Annotated in this window: 17 protein-coding genes and 1 tRNA gene; 10 read left to right on the top strand and 8 right to left on the bottom strand. The window is 57.4% G+C overall.

The window, feature by feature from the left end:
• Positions 1 to 108 precede the first annotated feature (108 nt).
• The 4 genes from CLV87_RS08125 (at position 109) to CLV87_RS08140 (ending at position 4,735) form a co-directional block, all read left to right on the top strand.
• Entirely contained in the window at positions 109 to 1,758 is a 1,650-nt protein-coding gene (locus tag CLV87_RS08125) for an electron transfer flavoprotein-ubiquinone oxidoreductase (RefSeq protein ID WP_099242098.1), read from the top strand.
• Between the two features lie 63 nt (positions 1,759 to 1,821).
• Complete coding sequence (locus CLV87_RS08130; protein WP_099242096.1) at positions 1,822 to 2,109, top strand: PilZ domain-containing protein; 288 nt, start codon at positions 1,822 to 1,824, stop codon at positions 2,107 to 2,109.
• 105 nt (positions 2,110 to 2,214) lie between these two features.
• Entirely contained in the window at positions 2,215 to 3,930 is a 1,716-nt protein-coding gene (locus tag CLV87_RS08135; RefSeq protein WP_235871872.1) for a tetratricopeptide repeat protein, read from the top strand.
• Complete coding sequence (locus CLV87_RS08140; RefSeq protein ID WP_099242094.1) at positions 3,920 to 4,735, top strand: 4-(cytidine 5'-diphospho)-2-C-methyl-D-erythritol kinase; 816 nt, start codon at positions 3,920 to 3,922, stop codon at positions 4,733 to 4,735. Before CLV87_RS08135 ends, CLV87_RS08140 begins: the two co-directional genes overlap by 11 nt.
• A 228-nt stretch (positions 4,736 to 4,963) precedes the next feature.
• Here CLV87_RS08140 and CLV87_RS08145 read toward each other — a convergent pair whose 3' ends face one another.
• A complete protein-coding gene (locus CLV87_RS08145) occupies positions 4,964 to 5,962 on the bottom strand; it encodes a polyprenyl synthetase family protein (RefSeq protein ID WP_099242092.1) in 999 nt (332 codons plus the stop codon).
• 54 nt (positions 5,963 to 6,016) lie between these two features.
• On the opposite strand from CLV87_RS08145, the gene CLV87_RS08150 reads away from it, so the two are divergent.
• From CLV87_RS08150 to CLV87_RS08160, 3 genes are all read left to right on the top strand, one after another.
• Complete coding sequence (locus CLV87_RS08150) at positions 6,017 to 6,232, top strand: putative signal transducing protein (protein ID WP_099242090.1); 216 nt, start codon at positions 6,017 to 6,019, stop codon at positions 6,230 to 6,232.
• Positions 6,233 to 6,284: 52 nt separating this feature from the next.
• Positions 6,285 to 6,995 (top strand): tRNA1(Val) (adenine(37)-N6)-methyltransferase, encoded by a 711-nt coding sequence (locus CLV87_RS08155; RefSeq protein ID WP_235871873.1) that lies wholly within the window; start codon positions 6,285 to 6,287, stop codon positions 6,993 to 6,995.
• 219 nt (positions 6,996 to 7,214) lie between these two features.
• Complete coding sequence (locus CLV87_RS08160; protein ID WP_099244588.1) at positions 7,215 to 7,388, top strand: YdcH family protein; 174 nt, start codon at positions 7,215 to 7,217, stop codon at positions 7,386 to 7,388.
• Positions 7,389 to 7,427: 39 nt separating this feature from the next.
• On the opposite strand, the gene gcvA is transcribed toward CLV87_RS08160, so the two are convergent.
• Positions 7,428 to 8,357, bottom strand: coding sequence for a transcriptional regulator GcvA (gcvA, locus tag CLV87_RS08165; RefSeq protein ID WP_099242086.1), 930 nt, complete (start codon positions 8,355 to 8,357; stop codon positions 7,428 to 7,430).
• A 109-nt stretch (positions 8,358 to 8,466) separates the two neighbouring features.
• On the opposite strand from gcvA, the gene CLV87_RS23840 reads away from it, so the two are divergent.
• Positions 8,467 to 8,628: a hypothetical protein gene (locus CLV87_RS23840; RefSeq protein WP_166652697.1), complete on the top strand. Its 162-nt coding sequence runs from the start codon at positions 8,467 to 8,469 to the stop codon at positions 8,626 to 8,628.
• Positions 8,629 to 8,715: 87 nt separating this feature from the next.
• Here the strand turns inward: CLV87_RS23840 and phbB are convergent, their stop codons facing one another.
• The 3 genes from phbB to CLV87_RS08180 form a co-directional block, all read right to left on the bottom strand.
• On the bottom strand, positions 8,716 to 9,438 hold the full coding sequence (gene phbB, locus CLV87_RS08170) for an acetoacetyl-CoA reductase (RefSeq protein ID WP_099242083.1): 723 nt from the start codon (positions 9,436 to 9,438) through the stop codon (positions 8,716 to 8,718).
• Positions 9,439 to 9,591: 153 nt separating this feature from the next.
• Positions 9,592 to 10,767 carry an acetyl-CoA C-acetyltransferase gene (locus CLV87_RS08175; protein WP_099244586.1) on the bottom strand — a complete coding sequence of 392 codons (1,176 nt, stop codon included), beginning with the start codon at positions 10,765 to 10,767 and terminating at the stop codon, positions 9,592 to 9,594.
• Between the two features lie 146 nt (positions 10,768 to 10,913).
• Entirely contained in the window at positions 10,914 to 11,660 is a 747-nt protein-coding gene (locus tag CLV87_RS08180) for an EAL domain-containing protein (RefSeq protein WP_235871895.1), read from the bottom strand.
• 316 nt (positions 11,661 to 11,976) lie between these two features.
• Between CLV87_RS08180 and rpsD the strand changes: the two genes are divergently transcribed.
• A complete protein-coding gene (gene rpsD / locus CLV87_RS08185) occupies positions 11,977 to 12,597 on the top strand; it encodes a 30S ribosomal protein S4 (protein ID WP_099242079.1) in 621 nt (206 codons plus the stop codon).
• A 124-nt stretch (positions 12,598 to 12,721) separates the two neighbouring features.
• On the opposite strand, the gene CLV87_RS08190 is transcribed toward rpsD, so the two are convergent.
• The 3 genes from CLV87_RS08190 to CLV87_RS08200 all read right to left on the bottom strand — a co-directional run bounded on the left by CLV87_RS08190 (position 12,722) and on the right by CLV87_RS08200 (position 15,655).
• Complete coding sequence (locus CLV87_RS08190; RefSeq protein WP_099242077.1) at positions 12,722 to 12,937, bottom strand: DUF1127 domain-containing protein; 216 nt, start codon at positions 12,935 to 12,937, stop codon at positions 12,722 to 12,724.
• A gap of 482 nt (positions 12,938 to 13,419) precedes the next feature.
• Positions 13,420 to 14,619, bottom strand: coding sequence for a winged helix-turn-helix domain-containing protein (locus tag CLV87_RS08195; protein WP_099244584.1), 1,200 nt, complete (start codon positions 14,617 to 14,619; stop codon positions 13,420 to 13,422).
• A 10-nt stretch (positions 14,620 to 14,629) separates the two neighbouring features.
• Positions 14,630 to 15,655, bottom strand: a complete 1,026-nt coding sequence (locus CLV87_RS08200) for a LacI family DNA-binding transcriptional regulator (RefSeq protein WP_099242075.1) — start codon at positions 15,653 to 15,655, stop codon at positions 14,630 to 14,632.
• Positions 15,656 to 15,776: 121 nt separating this feature from the next.
• On the opposite strand from CLV87_RS08200, the gene CLV87_RS08205 reads away from it, so the two are divergent.
• Positions 15,777 to 15,853: transfer RNA gene (locus CLV87_RS08205), tRNA-Arg, on the top strand.
• Positions 15,854 to 16,045: the final 192 nt, after the last annotated feature.

Genomic DNA, 16,045 nt, shown 5'->3' on the forward strand with positions numbered 1-16,045 from the left:
TCTGTCGCAATCATGAAAACGGACGCCGTGTTCCGATTGACCAATGCTGCGCCGCCGCGCTAGGCATGCCTCTGACAAATGAGAGCCAATACCCGGGAGGACACCGGCATGAGCGACGTACAGCGCGAGTCGATGGAATATGATGTGGTGATCGTAGGGGGCGGACCTGCGGGTCTGTCTGCTGCCATTCGCCTGAAACAGCTGGATGAAAACCTGGAGGTTGTCCTGCTGGAAAAAGGGTCAGAAGTTGGCGCGCATATCCTGTCCGGTGCCGTGCTTGACCCCTGTGGCCTTGATGCGCTGATCCCGGATTGGAAAGAAAAAGGCGCGCCGCTGAACACCCCGGTAAAAGAAGACAACTTTTACATGATGGGTGAGGCCGGTCAGGTTCGCATTCCGAACTTCCCCATGCCGCCGCTGATGAACAATCACGGCAATTATATCGTGTCGATGGCCAATGTCTGCCGCTGGATGGCGGAACAAGCCGAAGCGCTGGGTGTGGAAATCTTCCCCGGTATGGCCTGTTCCGAAGTGATCTATGGCGAAAACGGTGAAGTGCGCGGCGTTGTCGCTGGGGAATTCGGCAAAGAGGCCGATGGCAGCCAAGGTCCGGGTTACGAGCCTGGCATGGAACTGCTGGGCAAATATGTCTTCCTCGCCGAAGGTGTGCGCGGTTCGCTTTCGAAAGAAGTGATCGCCAAATACGACCTGCAGGCTGGCAAAGAGCCGCAGAAATTCGGCATTGGCATGAAAGAGATCTGGGAAATCGATCCCGCCAAGCACAAAGAAGGCACTGTAACCCATACGATGGGCTGGCCTTTGAACAGCAATGCTGGTGGCGGGTCTTTCATCTACCACATTGAGAACAATCAGGTCTATGTCGGCTTTGTGGTTCACCTGAACTATCAGAACCCGCACCTGTACCCCTACATGGAGTTCCAGCGCTTTAAGCATCATCCGATGGTGGCCAAGCTGCTCGAGGGCGGCAAACGCGTGGCTTACGGTGCGCGCGCCATTTCCGAGGGCGGCTATCAGTCCATGTGCAAAATGGTGGCTCCGGGTGTGGCGCTGCTGGGCTGTTCCGTTGGCATGGTCAACGTGCCGCGCATCAAGGGCAACCATAACGCCATGCTGTCGGGCAAAGCCGCCGCCGAAGCCGCCTTTGAGGCGATCAAGGCCGAGCGTCAGGGTGATGAGCTGTCCGATTACGAGACCGAAGTGCGTACCGGCGCCATTGGTCAGGACCTAAAGAAGGTGCGCAACGTCAAACCGATGTGGTCCAAATGGGGCCTGACCGCCTCGCTGGCGATGGGCGGTTTGGACATGTGGACCAACACGCTGGGCTTTTCGCTGTTTGGCACCATGAGCCACGGCAAGAACGACGCACAAAGCACCGGCTCCGCAGCCGCGCATAAGCCGATTGATTATCCGAAACCGGATGGCAAGCTCAGCTTTGATCGCCTGACCAACGTGTCCTTCTCGTTTACCAACCACGAAGAAAGCCAGCCCGCGCATCTGAAACTGAGCGACGAGAATATCCCGATCTCGGTCAACCTGCGCCAGTTTGACGAACCCGCCCAGCGTTATTGCCCGGCTGGTGTGTACGAAGTTGTGAGCGAAGAGGGCAAAGAGCCGAAATTCGTGATCAACTTCCAGAACTGCGTGCATTGCAAGACCTGCGATATCAAGGATCCAAGCCAGAATATCACCTGGACGGTTCCGCAGGGCGGCGACGGGCCAAACTACCCCAATATGTAAAACTTAAGCTTGCCTTCATCCTTTTTTGCCACCCTTCCCCAAAGGGAAGCGAACAGGCACCGGATGAAGGCACGCGACACACGTTGGCCCAGCTCTTGGGCGTTCGAGCTTCGCACACGCGAGGCTCGTTTTCTTGCGCGGGTCACAAATGTCAGCCTGTCCGGCCTACATTTTGAGGGCCGGGTCAAAGCACGACCTGGTCAAATCGTCAAATTCAAAATCCTCAACGACATCGTGACCGGGCGTGTGGTGCGCGTCAGCATGACCGAAGGGGCGATAAGTTTTCGGCGCAAATTGACGGATTTCCAGCTTTCCATCATGCGGCAGCTGCGGGATTTTCATGAATTGTAGGCCTCTTAGGTCAGGAATGACGCCCTTGTCATACCTGCCTGATTGCGTAGCATCACATCTGGGCATAGGCTCTGCTTGACCGGTCTTACGAAAGAGAGGCGCATAGTGGCATTCTGGGCAAACACAATTCGGGCGGCATTGATCACGGCGGGGATCTCCTTGCCTCACGGTGCCGTGGCCAATGGCATTTCAGGCGATTACCTCGCCGCCCGGCAAGCCAGCTTTCTCGGAGATTTCAAAGCCGCGGCACATTATTACGACCGTGCTCTCAAATTCGACCCGGACCGCCCTGAGCTGCTGGAACGTGGCGTTTTGTCCAACCTCGCCCTTGGCGAAGTGGAGGTCGCTGCAGGCCTGGCCCGGCACATGGCAGAGCTTGGACTGACCAGCCAAATCGCCCATATGGCCATCGTCGCGCGTGACGCCAAAGACGAAAACTATGCCGCCGTGATTCAGGCGATCAACGAAAAACGCGGGCTTGGCCCCCTGGCCGATGGGCTAGTGCTGGCATGGTCAAAGCTGGGTCAAGGCGACATGAGCGAGGCTTTGGTTGGCTTTGACGATGTCAAAAAGGTTCAGGGCCTGGGCAGTTTCGCGATCTACCACAAGGCATTGGCCCTTGCCTCGGTCGGTGATTTTGAAAATGCCGAATTGCTTTTGTCCTCGGACGAAGGTGTTGCGCTAGCCATGACCCGTCGCGGTGTCATGGCGCATTGCGAAATGCTGAGCCAGTTGGACCGCAACCAGGATGCGCTGGACCTGCTGTCACGCTCTTTTGGGCGCGATCTGGACCCAGAGTTGGACGCTATGCGCACCGCGCTTGAGGTCGGCGAAAAGCTGACATTCACCCATGTGCGCTCCCCCCGCGACGGTATTTCCGAGGTTTTCTTTACGCTTGGCGGAGCCCTGGCGAATGAAAACAATGACGAGTTGACGCTGATCTACACCCAGCTGGCCGAATATCTGCGCCCCGACCACGTGGATGCAATCCTGCTCACCGGTGAGGTGCTGGATGCGATGCAGCGCTATGAGCTGGCCGTCACCACCTATGGCCGCGTTCCCGCTGATGATGTGTCTCACCACGCCGCCGAATTGGGGCGCGCCGCGGCCTTGCGTGCGCAGGACAAGAATGATGAGGCGATTGAGGTTCTCAAAGCCCTGGCGCAAAGCCATGGGGAATTGCCAGTGGTGCATTCCACCCTGGGCGACATGCTGCGCGCCGAAGAGCAATATTCCGAGGCCACCGCCGCCTATTCCAAGGCGCTTGGCCTTTACGAAGAGGTCACAGATCGCCAGTGGTTCCTCTTTTACACCCGTGGCATTGCCAATGAACGCCAAGGCGATTGGGAGGCCGCCGAAGCCGATTTCCGCAAGGCGCTTGAGCTGAACCCGGATCAGCCGCAGGTGTTGAACTATCTCGGCTATTCGTTGGTTGAAAAGCAATTGAAGCTTGACGAGGCGCTCGACATGATCGAGCGCGCTGTCGCCAAGCAACCCAATGCTGGCTATATCGTCGACTCGCTGGGCTGGGTTCTCTACCGCCTTGGCCGCTACGAGGAAGCGGTGCCGCATATGGAACGCGCCGCCGAGCTGATGCCGATCGACCCGATCGTGAATGACCATTTGGGCGATGTTTACTGGGCCGTCGGGCGCACCCGCGAGGCGGAATTCATGTGGAAACGCGCGCTCAGCTTTGCCGATTGGGAAGGCGCGGCAGAAGAAACCGATGTCGACCGCATCCGCCGCAAGCTTGAGGTCGGGCTGGATCAGGTCCTGTCGGAAGAGGGCGCAGAACCGCTCAAGGTGGCCAATGGCGATTGAGGTCTTTGCACCCGCCAAGATCAATCTGACGCTACATGTGACCGGACAACGACCAGATGGCTACCACCTGCTGGAGTCGCTGGTGGTGTTCGCTGATATTGGCGATCAGCTGCGTGTTTCCAAATCTGACGAGATGCAGATCACCGTGGATGGCCCCTTTGCCCAAGGGGTGCCCACCGACCAGCGCAACCTGTGCTGGCGCGCGGCGGAGCTTTTTGGCGAAACGGTGTCGATTCACCTGACCAAGAACCTGCCACATGCTGCCGGGATTGGCGGAGGTTCCTCTGATGCGGCCGCGGTGCTGAACGCCATGGAACAGCTTTTTGAGTGGCCTTGTTCGGCCAGCGCTCTGTCGCTGGGCGCGGATGTTCCGGTTTGCCAGCGCGGCCGCGCCACACTCATGTCGGGGATCGGTGAAACACTCTCCGAAACGGACATACGCCCGCTAGACGCCGTTCTGGTCAACCCGCGCGTAGACGTGCCGACACCGCAGGTCTTCAAAGGACTGACCACCAAGAATAACCCCGCGATGACCCCAATGCCCGCCCCAGACCAAAACCATGCGCTCTGGCACTGGCTCGCAGATCAGCGCAACGACCTACAAGCCCCTGCAGTTGCAGCCCAGCCCATCATCGCCGAGGTTTTGGCCACACTGGCATCCCTGAATCCCCAGATCGCGCGCATGTCCGGCTCTGGCGCAACCTGCTTTGCCCTCTTCGAGACTCGCACCCAAAGAGACGCGGCCGCTCAAACCCTCAAACAGCGCAACCCAGAATGGTGGGTCGAACCCACAACCCTGACCTAAGTTTCAAATCGAAACACCTGGCTTTCTTTGGGCCCAAAATATCCTGGGGGTGAATGGCGCCTTCAGGCTCCAGAGGGGGCTAGCCCCCTCCACCCGCCCGCCGCAGGCGCAATGCCATCACGGTTGATAAACGTTGTCGATCAAACCAGACACACTTAACGCTGCCTGAAATCAAAGATTTCAACGCGTTAAATGAGGCTTGATGTTTCGGGTTAAAATCGAAACGCTTTAACTAACCCGCGACACCACAAAGTCATTCAGCTCGATCAACAAATCTCGCAGCTCGGATTGTGGCAAGACCAGCATCGCTGTCTTGGCGCGCTCGGCCCAGGCCAGGGCTTCTTGTCGGGTGTCTTCCAGCGCATCGTGCTTGTTGAGCAAGGCAATGGCGTGTTCCAGATCACCGTCACGCTGATCACCTTTTTCGATAACCCGCTTCCAGAAGGCGCGCTCTTCATCGTCGCCCTTGGCCACGGCTTTGATCAGAGGCAGGGTCAGTTTGCGCTCGCGGAAATCATCACCAACATTCTTACCGGTCGCGTCCGATCCCCAGTAATCCAGCAGGTCATCGACAATCTGGAACGCAATTCCCAGCGCATCACCATAGTCGTATAGCGCCTTCACTTCATTTTCGGGACGTCCGGCAATCACTCCGCCCACCTCGGTCGCGGCCGAGAAAAGTGCCGCGGTCTTGCCGCGCACCACCTGCAAATAGGTCGCCTCGGTCGTGCGCAGATCCTGCGCGGCGGTCAGCTGCAACACTTCACCTTCGGCAATGGTGGCGGCGGCATTGGACAGAATGCGCAGCACGTCGATATTGCCGGTTTCGGTCATCAACTGGAACGAACGGGCAAAGAGGTAGTCCCCTACCAGAACGCTTGATTTATTGTCCCAAAGCAGGTTCGCGGTGGGGCGGCCCCGGCGCTTTTCGCTTTCATCCACCACATCATCATGCAGCAGGGTCGCGGTGTGAATGAATTCAACCGTGGCGGCCAGGTGCACGTGATACGGCCCGTCATAGCCACACATCCGCGCCGCCGCCAGGGTCAGCAACGGGCGTAGGCGTTTGCCGCCTGCCTCAACCAGATGCGCCGTCACCTCGGGGATACGCGGCGCATGTTCCGACGCCATACGGGTCCGGATCAGCGCATTCACAGCGCTCATGTCACCGTCCAGCAGCGTTGCCAGACGTTCATGCGGCTTTAATGGTGTTTGCTCCACGCTCATCACACTCCCGTGCAAGGGTCGACATTTGTCGCGCCTTGTCCTTATCTCTCTTCCATGGAAGAGCTTCTACGAACCACCGACATAACACTGATCCCGCTGGCGAAAACCCTTCTGGACGAGATGGGTATAGACAGCTTTGAATTGGACGTAAATATGAGCGTCCTCGAAGGCAGCATAGGCATACTGCCGCGCCGGCTCATGGTGCGCCGCGATGAGCTCGATCAGGCCCGCCGTGTTTTGCACGAAAATGGGGTGCGATTTGAGGATTGATCCCTTTTTAACAGAGGATTTGACATGCGACGCCTTTCTGGGCGGCAAGGTCATGTTGCGCCAACCCCGCGACGGGTATCGTGCAGGTGTTGACCCCGTTTTTCTGGCGGCTACGGTGCAAGCCAAGCCGGGCCAATCGGTTCTGGAGCTGGGTTGCGGCGCGGCCCCTGCCCTGTGTTGCTTGGGCAAACGTCTGCCGGGGCTGGATTTATACGGGCTGGAGTTGCAGCCCGCCTATGCCGAACTCGGTCGGCAAAACCTGTCAGAAAACGGGTTAACGGGCACGATCTGGCAAGGGGATCTGTCAACTCCACCAGCCGAGATGAAGGCGCTCAGCTTTCATCACGTGATCGCCAACCCACCCTATTTCGAATCTGACAAACGCATCAAGGCCGATGATGGCGGGCGCGAAATAGCCCTGGCCGGAGAGACCGCTTTGGCGACCTGGGTCGAGACCGCGACAAAACGCCTAAGGCCGCGCGGCTATGCAACCTTCATCCAACGGGCCGAACGTCTGCCCGAATTGCTGAGTGCCATGCAACAGCATTTGGGCGCTTTGGAATTGTTACCGCTTTTGCCGCGCAAAAACCGGCCGCCGCGCTTGATCTTGCTGCGCGGACGCAAAGACGGCCGCGCGCCGTTCCAGTTTCACGCACCGCAGATTATTCACGAGGGCCCGGTACATACCGAGCCCGGAAACGCCTATTCCCCCCGCTTTGACGCGGTATTGAGCCAAGGCGCAGAGCTGCCATTTTCATCTTAAGGTGATTCGCTTTGACGAATATTGCTGAAGTTTGAAATTACCATAGGTTGCGTCGCGTGATTTGAGGCGCCAACAGTTAAAATTTTCGCAAAATGCCCTGGATCAAGGCAAAACCCCGCCACTTGTCACAAATTCGTTGCATAACCGTGCACCTGCAGCGTGACAACGGCTTGTGATTGTGCTGCACTGCAGGTGTTACCCATCCAAAAGGAGAAAACTATGAGCTTAAGTTCGCACCTGCAGGAACTGAAGAAAAAGCATCAGTCGCTCTCTGACGCCGTTGAGCAAGCACAACGTGCGCCCGGCGTGGATGACCTGCATATCGTGGACATGAAACGGCAAAAGCTGCGGATCAAGGAAGAAATTGAAAGGCTCTCCACCGCGCACGCATAGTAGGCATTACATCGTCGGACGACCACCAGAGCAAGCAGTTCAAACCTGAACCAGTTTCTTTCCCAAATCGGGGCTCGGCAGCGTACCGACATCAGAAAAAAGCCATTTCTCAAAGGCCGCAATCTGCGGCCTTTTTTCATTCCCGGCAACACAAAGAAACCGAAACCGGGTTGGCACGCTGAGCGCAATATCGAACGGCGCGACCAGCTGGCCGCTGGCGAGATAGCGCAGAGCAACGGCCGAGCGCCCAAGCACAACGCCATCTCCCGCCAAGGTCGCATCCAATGCGTGATCCGGCTGCGAGAAAACCGCGCTGATATGGGGTTTGTGGTCAATGCCATTGGCGTCGAACCAATGTTCCCAATGGGCGCGCTGGTTCATGATCGGTAGCGGGTCACCATGGATCAAGGGGGCCGAGACCAGGCTTTCCGGGGTGGGGTATTGCTCCGCCAAATCTGGGCGCATCATCGGCATCACCGCGTCATTCAGCAAGGTTCGGCTATAAAGCCCCTTATCCGCCCCATCGCCATAGCGCACCGCGACATCTATTTCGTCTCGGTCAAAATCCATCGTCCGCAGACTGGCGGCAAAGCGCAGCTCGATCTCGGGATGAGCGCGGGCGAAATCATAAAGACGCGGCGCGAGGATCTTGGCGGTAAAGGCTGGGCCAGCGGTGACGGACAAAACCGAATTGTCCTGCAAGCGTCTGGTGGCCCGCCAGGCGGCCTCTAACCGGGAAAACCCTTCGCTGGTTCCGGGGGCCAGGGCGCGCCCGGCCTCGGTCAGGTCTACTGCCCGGTTCAGCCGGTGAAACAGCGGCTCTCCCAGATGATCCTCAAGGTTTTTGATCTGAAAGGACAGGGCCGCCGGGGTGACATGCAGCTCATCCGCGGCCTTTGCAAATGACATATGACGGGCTGCTGCCTCAAAGGCGCGCAGGGCTTTCAGCGGCGGAAGGCGATCTGACATAGATTAGTTTTTCTTAACTGAATGGCGAAATAGTCTCGTTTGTCAGTTGGCAACGTGACGGTTAGGTATGAAGCAGTCAAGAGATACTAACCCCAAACAGGAGACCGAGATGATTGAGATTGCCCATACATCCGAAATGGAACGCGCCATCAAGGTCGCCCATGCAGAACGCAGCGCGGCCTTTGTCGGGATCTGGCGCAGCCTGTTTTCGATCCTGCCCAAGCCCAGCTTTGCGCCCAAACCGCAGGCCATGCCCGTCGGTCACGCCTAAGCTTTAGGACCGAAAAGAAACGCCCCCGAACCGTATGGCTCCGGGGGCGTTTTGTTTTGTGAGCGCGGCCAGCGCCGCACACAACGCTTAGACGAAGAACTGAGCGCCGTTCGCAGAGATGGTCGAGCCGTTGATAAAGCCCGCATCGTCGGAGGCCAGGAAGGACACGCAGCGCGCGATTTCTTCTGGCTCACCCAGACGGCCTGCAGGGATCTGGCCGATGATGGATTCGCGCACTTTCTCAGGCACAGCCATCACCATTTCAGTGGCGATATAGCCCGGGCAGATGGCGTTGGCGGTGATGCCCGCACGCGCGCCTTCTTGCGCCAGGGATTTCACGATGCCGAGGTCACCGGCTTTGGTCGCGGCATAGTTCACCTGGGCGAACTGACCTTTTTGACCATTGATCGAGCTGATGACGATGACACGGCCAAACTTGCGCTCGCGCATGCCAGGCCAAACCGGGTGGACGGTGTTGAAAACGCCGGTCAGGTTGGTGTCGATGACGTCTTTCCACTGCTCGGGAGTCATCTTGTGGAAAGGCGCGTCACGGGTGATGCCCGCATTGGCGACCACAACGTCGATCGGGCCCAGATCTGCCTCGACCTGTTCGATGCCCGCTTTGGAGGCGTCGTAATCCGCAACGTTCCATTTGTAGGTTTTGATGCCGGTGGCCTCGGTAAAGGCAGCGGCCTTTTCGTCATTGCCGGCATAGGTGGCAGCGACGGTGAAACCATCCGCCAAAAGCTTCTTTGAAATCGCTTCACCAATACCACGGCTACCGCCGGTGACGAGTGCAACTCTTGCCATTGTCTTCTCCAAAATTAGGCTACCCTTTAAGTAAGGTTGTTATCGAGTTTCCCTGCTGAGCGCAACATTATTGCGTCAAAAATTCCGCACTGCGGCATTTTTTCAAAAAAAGAGGCGCTCAAAAGCGCCTCTCTTGTTCGGTTTGGGCCGCGCTTATGGGCGCTCCACACAAAGAGCGACGCCCATGCCGCCACCGATGCAGAGGGTGGCGAGGCCTTTTTTGGCATCACGGCGCTTCATTTCGAAGAGCAGCGTGTTCAGAACACGGCAGCCCGAAGCACCGATGGGGTGACCGATGGCGATTGCGCCGCCGTTCACGTTCACGATGGCCGGGTCCCAACCCATGTCTTTGTTCACCGCGCAAGCCTGCGCAGCAAAGGCTTCGTTGGCTTCGACCAGATCCAGATCGTCAACCGACCAGCCTGCCTTGTCCAGCGCCTTGCGCGAGGCATAGATCGGGCCGACGCCCATCACAGATGGGTCCAGACCGGCAGTGGCATAAGAGGCGATACGGGCCAGAGGCTCGATCCCGCGCTTCTCGGCTTCATCCGCGCTCATCAGCAGGGCACCAGCGGCACCGTCATTGATGCCCGAGGCGTTCGCCGCAGTCACAGAGCCATCTTTGGCAAAGGCAGGGCGCAGTTTCTGCATGGCCTCGATGGTTGCGCCGTGACGGATGTATTCGTCTTTGTCGACGATGATGTCGCCCTTGCGGGTCTTGACGGTGAACGGGATCACCTCGTCGTCAAATTTACCTGCTTTTTGAGCAGCTTCCGCTTTGTTTTGCGACGCGACGGCGAATTCGTCCTGCATTTCGCGCGAGATCTGCCATTGCTCGGCAACGTTCTCGGCGGTCTGGCCCATGTGGTAACCGTTAAAGGCATCCCACAGACCGTCGCGAATCATGGTGTCGATGTATTTGACATCGCCCATTTTGGTGCCAGCGCGCAGATGGGCAGCATGGGTCGACAGCGACATGTTTTCCTGACCACCCGCAGCCACGATAGACGCATCACCCAGCATGATGTGCTGTGCGCCCAAAGCAACGGCACGCAGACCCGAACCACAAACCTGGTTGATGCCCCAAGCGGCGCTTTCCTTGGGAAGGCCCGCATTGATATGCGCCTGACGCGCCGGGTTTTGGCCCTGCGCAGCGGTCAGAACCTGACCAAGAATGGTCTCAGAAACCTCGCCCTTTTCGATACCGGCGCGCTCTACCAGAGCCTCAAGAACGGCAGCGCCCAGATCATGTGCAGGGGTGTTTGCAAAAGAACCGCTAAAGCTGCCCACTGCGGTGCGAGCTGCTGATGCGATAACGACATTGGTCATATGAATTCCTCCGGCCAAGTCCATGTAACGGGCATAGCGCGATTCTGCGTTGTGCAAAAGCGTGCAAAGCTCGCCCACTGCGAGTGACCATTAAAGGAAGCTGCGCTGCAGCGAAAGAGACAGGGTGTCTCAGCCGTTCCGCTACGTCAGGCGAAACGTTTGTTTTCATCGTCGCGCCAAGGCGGACTGACGGTTGGTGCGGCAAAGTAATAGCCTTGCAGACAGTTCACCCCGAGGGTGACCAGGCAATCGGCATCTTCTTTGCTTTCGACGAATTCAGCCACCGTAAACATATCAAATTGCTCAGCAATTGAGACCATGGCCCCGACGAGAACCTGATTATCCGGATCCCGTGCAATGCCTTTGGCGAACTCCCCGTCAATTTTCAGAATGTCGAAATCAAACTCTTTAAAATGCCGCAGCGCAGTATAGCCCGCGCCAAAGTCGTCAATGGCAAAGGCAATCCCTTTGCTCCGCAGCTCATTCATAAAATTCACGACAAGTTCAGGCACCAGCATCGCGGAATGTTCGGTGATTTCGAGAATCAGGCGTTCGGCGACAGTTGGATCCTGGGAAAGCCCCCTGGTCAGGGTGCGCATCCATTTTTTATACCCGATGGAGCGTGCCGACATATTAATGGACAGGCGCAGGGTTGGAACTCGGCTCAGCTCATGCAATCCCTTTTCCAGCGCGATGCAATCCAGCAGGCGCCCATATTCCGTTTCCTCGACAGTTGTAATGAATTCGCCCGCCGGAATGACCCGTCCGGTATCGTCCAGCACGCGAATCAACCCCTCGTGAAACGCGACACGATCCATGGCCTGGGCCTGCACGACCGGCTGAAACGCCAACATCACCTGTCGGTGCTGAATGGCGCGTTTGACCATGTCCATTATGCCTGCATCGCGGGCATTCAACGCATGTTCCAGGGCGTTACGTGCCCCGCCGGGAATATTCAGGTGGTCGCGAGCCAAGATCGCCTCCGTGTCGAAGTGGTCACAGTTTTGGCGCCAAGCCATTAAGCCGAGCTTAAAGTTCGCGTTTGGTACGAATTTTACGGAACAGCCAAGGCCTGTTGACTCTGCCCCGATCTGGCGTATAAGCGCGCCTTCATTGGTGTTGGTGGCCCCCGCAAGGGGATTCCTGTCATTCCGGCCACATCCGGAAAGAGGACAACGCCCTTCGAAACCTGAACGAAGGAGATCAGCCGTGACAAAACGCACGTCTGCCAAGTACAAAATCGACCGCCGCATGGGCGAAAACATCTGGGGCCGTCCTAAGTCGCCAGTAAACCGCCGCGAATACGGCCCCGGCCAGCACGGCCAGCGCCGCAAGGGTAAACTGTCTGACTTCGGTCTGCAGCTGCGCGCCAAGCAGAAGCTGAAAGGCTACTACGGCGACCTGACCGAAAAGCAATTCCGCCGCATCTATGGTGAAGCTGAGCGTGTCAAAGGCGACACCGGTGAAAACCTGATCGGTCTGCTGGAGCGCCGCCTGGACGCAGTTGTTTACCGCGCCAAGTTCGTTCCAACCGTTTTCGCAGCACGTCAGTTCGTAAACCACGGCCACGTCCTGGTGAACGGCAAGCGCGTCAACATCCCTTCTTACCGTGTTAAAGAAGGTGACGTGATCGAAGTGCGCGAGAAGTCCAAGCAGATGACTGCGCTGCTCGAAGCTGTTCAGCTGCCAGAGCGTGACGTTCCTGACTACATCGAAGCCGATCACTCCAAAATGACCGCGACCTTTGTTCGCGCGCCTGGTCTGGCCGATGTGCCTTATCCGGTTGTTATGGAACCGAACCTGGTTATCGAATACTACGCTCAGAACTAATCAGTTCCGCATTAGAATTCAGAAAGGCCGCCTTTTAGGCGGCCTTTTTCGTTTACGTGGCGGCCATGCCAACAAAAAAACGCGCCGCAAAGGGCGCGCTCTTTGGCATCAGAATGTGATTGGATCACAGATGCACGATGTCACGAAAGACATATTGAACGATATCGTCGCGTTTCAAACCACGTTTCGCCAGCTCTTCGTCGCTGAGTTTTTGCAGGAATTCGACTTGTTTTACACGCGCGTTGGATTCGGCGATGCGTGTCAAAGCGTCAAACAGACCCTTAAAGAAATTGGCAAAGGGCGAGCTGACGGAAGGGGCGTGGGCGGTGACATGAGCCATGATAAGGCCTCCTATTGTGTTAGCGTATAACCTTGACTTCAAGTTATGCTGCGCCGCAGCGCAGCGCTAGGCCCCTTTGGGAATACCCGGCCTTCGTACTTTGCATGGCTTAAATGCCCAAAATTTGCGCTTTAGGGTCAGTCTGTTGAGTTCGCGCGGTCGGGCAAAAACGCTGCAGTTCCTGCCAAAACGAAAAAGGGACAACCATTTCTGGTTGCCCCGATTACTTAAAATGCCTCGTTACTCAGCATCAAAAGCCGTACCAAAGCTGAATCTGTTGCTAAGGTTGCGGTCACACTCACGCGACCATTATAGAACGCAAACCTGGGGCAGAGTCAAAAAATCTGACGCAGTTAAGCGCCAGATAAGTAAAGATTTGTTTCTAAAGAAATAAATCTTGGCTTAGATTTTACAAATATCCGCTCAAAATTGGGGCCCGGACAGTCTGCGATCAAAGAATAGAGGGCTCTGGGGTCAGGACCCTAAATCGGCGCGCGCAACCAATCCGTTTCAAAAATCACATCCGACCGGCCCGAAAACCGCGCCAATCGTGTCAATTCTGCCTCTAGCCGGGTCTGACGCCCTGCCCCCCATTTGATGCCCCGCTCAGGCCAGACGCCGGTGACCTTTAGAGCATCACGGGACTTGTCGGCGGACACATCTATGCGCCCGACCAGACGATCCCCTTCGAGCATCGGGAAAACGTAATAGCCATATTGCCGCTTGGCCGCTGGGGTAAAGATTTCGATCCGATAGTGAAAGCCAAACAGACGCTCGGTGCGTTTGCGATCACGCAACGCTGGATCAAACGGGCTGAGAATACGCAAGCGGCCGGGCGGCTTTGGGGCCTCGGCCAGTTGATCCAAGATATCAGGCCGGGCAAAGGAGCTGCGCCGCGAACCATCCGCCATGGTGATTTCGACCGGAGTAATCGCCCCGGCCTCGCATTGGCGCTGACACCAGGCGCGTGCCTCGGCGGCAGACACCGTCGCCCAAAAGGCCGCGATTTCGCCACTGGTGGCAAAACCCAAACGATCCAGGGCGGCATCGCACAGCCAGTCGACACTGTCACCCTCTGTTGGCATTTGCGCCAAAGCATCTTGGGGAATGACCTGCGCACTCAGATCAAAGATCTTGCGGAACTGTGCGCGCCGGCTGACCGCGATTTGCCCCGTCTGCCACAGGAACTCCAAAGCAGTCTTGGACGGGTGCCAATCCCACCAGCCGCCAGACCCACGCTTTTCTCCATCGCCCACATCCATCGACCCGCAGGCACCATGGTCCGTGATGTGATCCAGCACATCTTGCAGCTTGTCTTCGAACCCGTCCCGCCGCCAAACCCGCCAGCGTTTGCGCAAATGTTCTTCGTTGCGGCGAAAGCGCAGCTGCCAATGCGGAAAAAACGCGGTCGGGATGATCGAGGCGTCATGGGTCCAATGCTCAAACAGCGTCCGATCTTGTTCTAGCAACCGATCCAGATGGCCCGGACGATAGGCCGGTCGGCGCGAGAACAGGATCATGTGATGCGCCCGTTCAACCGTGCGCACACTATCCACCTGAACAAAGCCAAGCCGGGTGATCAGATCCAGCAGGTCATCACCCTTACCCGGGCCCTGCGGCGCTTCGGCCAAGGCATGCTTGTGAAGGAACAGCCTGCGCGCATCCGGGTTGGAAAGCGTGATCACCGAAGAGTCACCGGCGTTTCAGCGTATCGCCAAAGGCAATGGTCGGGGTGAGTTCAACAATCTTGTCCAACTCGATATCCGGGTTTTCAACGCGCGCCGCGATGATCTGCGCCGCCCGCGTGCCGATTTCGGTGCGACAGGCATCCATTGTCGCCAATTGGCGCGGCAGCCCCTGCAGCAATTCGACGCCATTAAACCCGGCCAGCCCAATTTCGCCAGGGATATCAATGCCTTTGTCCAGCAGGTGCAGCATCCCACCGGCGGCAATCATATCGTTGGAATAATATAGGAAATCAAGCTCTGGATCGCGAGACAGCATCGCCTCGGTCATCTCGCGCCCCTTGGCCAGAGCCGAACCGCCGGAATAGAATTCCTGATCGACCACCTCGACCCCCTCTTTGGCCAGCGCCTCGGTAAAACCTTCGAAGCGTTTGCGGGCGCGGTGATCCAGCGGCATTTTCGTGCCCATGAAACCGATACGCTGGTAGCCCTGTTTCAAAATCGCCTTGGCCATTTCGCGACCCGCCCGGCGATGGGAAATACCAACAGCGCTGTCAATCGGCTTGCCATCCGTATCCATGACCTCAACTACCGGAATGCCACTGGCCTTGAGCATCGCGCGCGAGGCATCCGTATGCTCCAACCCGGCGATGATCACCCCAGATGGGCGCCAGGAGAGCATTTCATAGAGAACCCGCTCTTCCTTTTCGGGCATATAGTCGGTCACCCCGACCACCGGCTGCAGCTCGGTCTCTTCCAGCACTTTGGAAATGCCCGACATCACCTCAGGGAAGACCATGTTGCGCAAAGAGGGGATGATCACAGCGACCAGATTGACCCGCTGGCTGGCCAGCGCACCGGCAATCTTGTTCGGGACATAGCCCAGGGCTTTGGCCGCCTCGAGAACCTTTTCCCGCGTCGCCTGGCTAACATCGCCCCGGTTGCGCAAAACCCGGCTGACCGTCATTTCTGACACCCCCGACGCTTCGGATACATCACGCAGAGTCAGCGGGCGGGAGGGGTCGTTTGTCACAGGTGCAAATCCTCGTTGTTTTAAAAACGTTACCGCAAACGACTTGCCAGACACAAGATGGCGAATATGACGCGGAGGCGGGATGACAAGGGGCGACAGTCGCGGTAATCAGATCAAGCGCGGTCCCGTGGCTCAACTGGATAGAGCAGCCCCCTCCTAAGGGGCAGGTTGCAGGTTCGAATCCTGCCGGGATCGCCAAAATCGCCTGAAATTTAAGGTAATTTGCGCAAAAACCCTTTGGATTAGGCTCCAACGTCACACGCTTGATCGGGTGAAGTGCAGCTTGAACGTCCAGCCACAGCTTTTGAGGCCTCCATTGACGAGAAGGACGATCAACCAACCAATCAGCGGTTTAGGCGCACTTTGCTCGACGCAAGGGTGATCACGGGA

It is taken from the genome of Pelagimonas phthalicica (genome assembly GCF_004364805.1).
Classification (GTDB): Bacteria; Pseudomonadota; Alphaproteobacteria; order Rhodobacterales; family Rhodobacteraceae; genus Pelagimonas; species Pelagimonas phthalicica.

Bases quoted from the DNA above. Each gene is read 5' to 3' on its own strand.
- CLV87_RS08125 (WP_099242098.1), top strand. From the start codon at position 109: ATGAGCGACGTACAGCGCGAGTCGATGGAATATGATGTGGTGATCGTA.
- CLV87_RS08130 (WP_099242096.1), top strand. From the start codon at position 1,822: ATGAAGGCACGCGACACACGTTGGCCCAGCTCTTGGGCGTTCGAGCTT.
- CLV87_RS08140 (WP_099242094.1), top strand. From the start codon at position 3,920: ATGGCGATTGAGGTCTTTGCACCCGCCAAGATCAATCTGACGCTACAT.
- CLV87_RS08145 (WP_099242092.1), bottom strand. From the start codon at position 5,962: ATGAGCGTGGAGCAAACACCATTAAAGCCGCATGAACGTCTGGCAACG.
- CLV87_RS08150 (WP_099242090.1), top strand. From the start codon at position 6,017: ATGGAAGAGCTTCTACGAACCACCGACATAACACTGATCCCGCTGGCG.
- CLV87_RS08155 (WP_235871873.1), top strand. From the start codon at position 6,285: ATGTTGCGCCAACCCCGCGACGGGTATCGTGCAGGTGTTGACCCCGTT.
- CLV87_RS08160 (WP_099244588.1), top strand. From the start codon at position 7,215: ATGAGCTTAAGTTCGCACCTGCAGGAACTGAAGAAAAAGCATCAGTCG.
- gcvA (WP_099242086.1), bottom strand. From the start codon at position 8,357: ATGTCAGATCGCCTTCCGCCGCTGAAAGCCCTGCGCGCCTTTGAGGCA.
- CLV87_RS23840 (WP_166652697.1), top strand. From the start codon at position 8,467: ATGATTGAGATTGCCCATACATCCGAAATGGAACGCGCCATCAAGGTC.
- phbB (WP_099242083.1), bottom strand. From the start codon at position 9,438: ATGGCAAGAGTTGCACTCGTCACCGGCGGTAGCCGTGGTATTGGTGAA.
- CLV87_RS08175 (WP_099244586.1), bottom strand. From the start codon at position 10,767: ATGACCAATGTCGTTATCGCATCAGCAGCTCGCACCGCAGTGGGCAGC.
- CLV87_RS08180 (WP_235871895.1), bottom strand. From the start codon at position 11,660: ATGGACATGGTCAAACGCGCCATTCAGCACCGACAGGTGATGTTGGCG.
- CLV87_RS08190 (WP_099242077.1), bottom strand. From the start codon at position 12,937: ATGGCTCATGTCACCGCCCACGCCCCTTCCGTCAGCTCGCCCTTTGCC.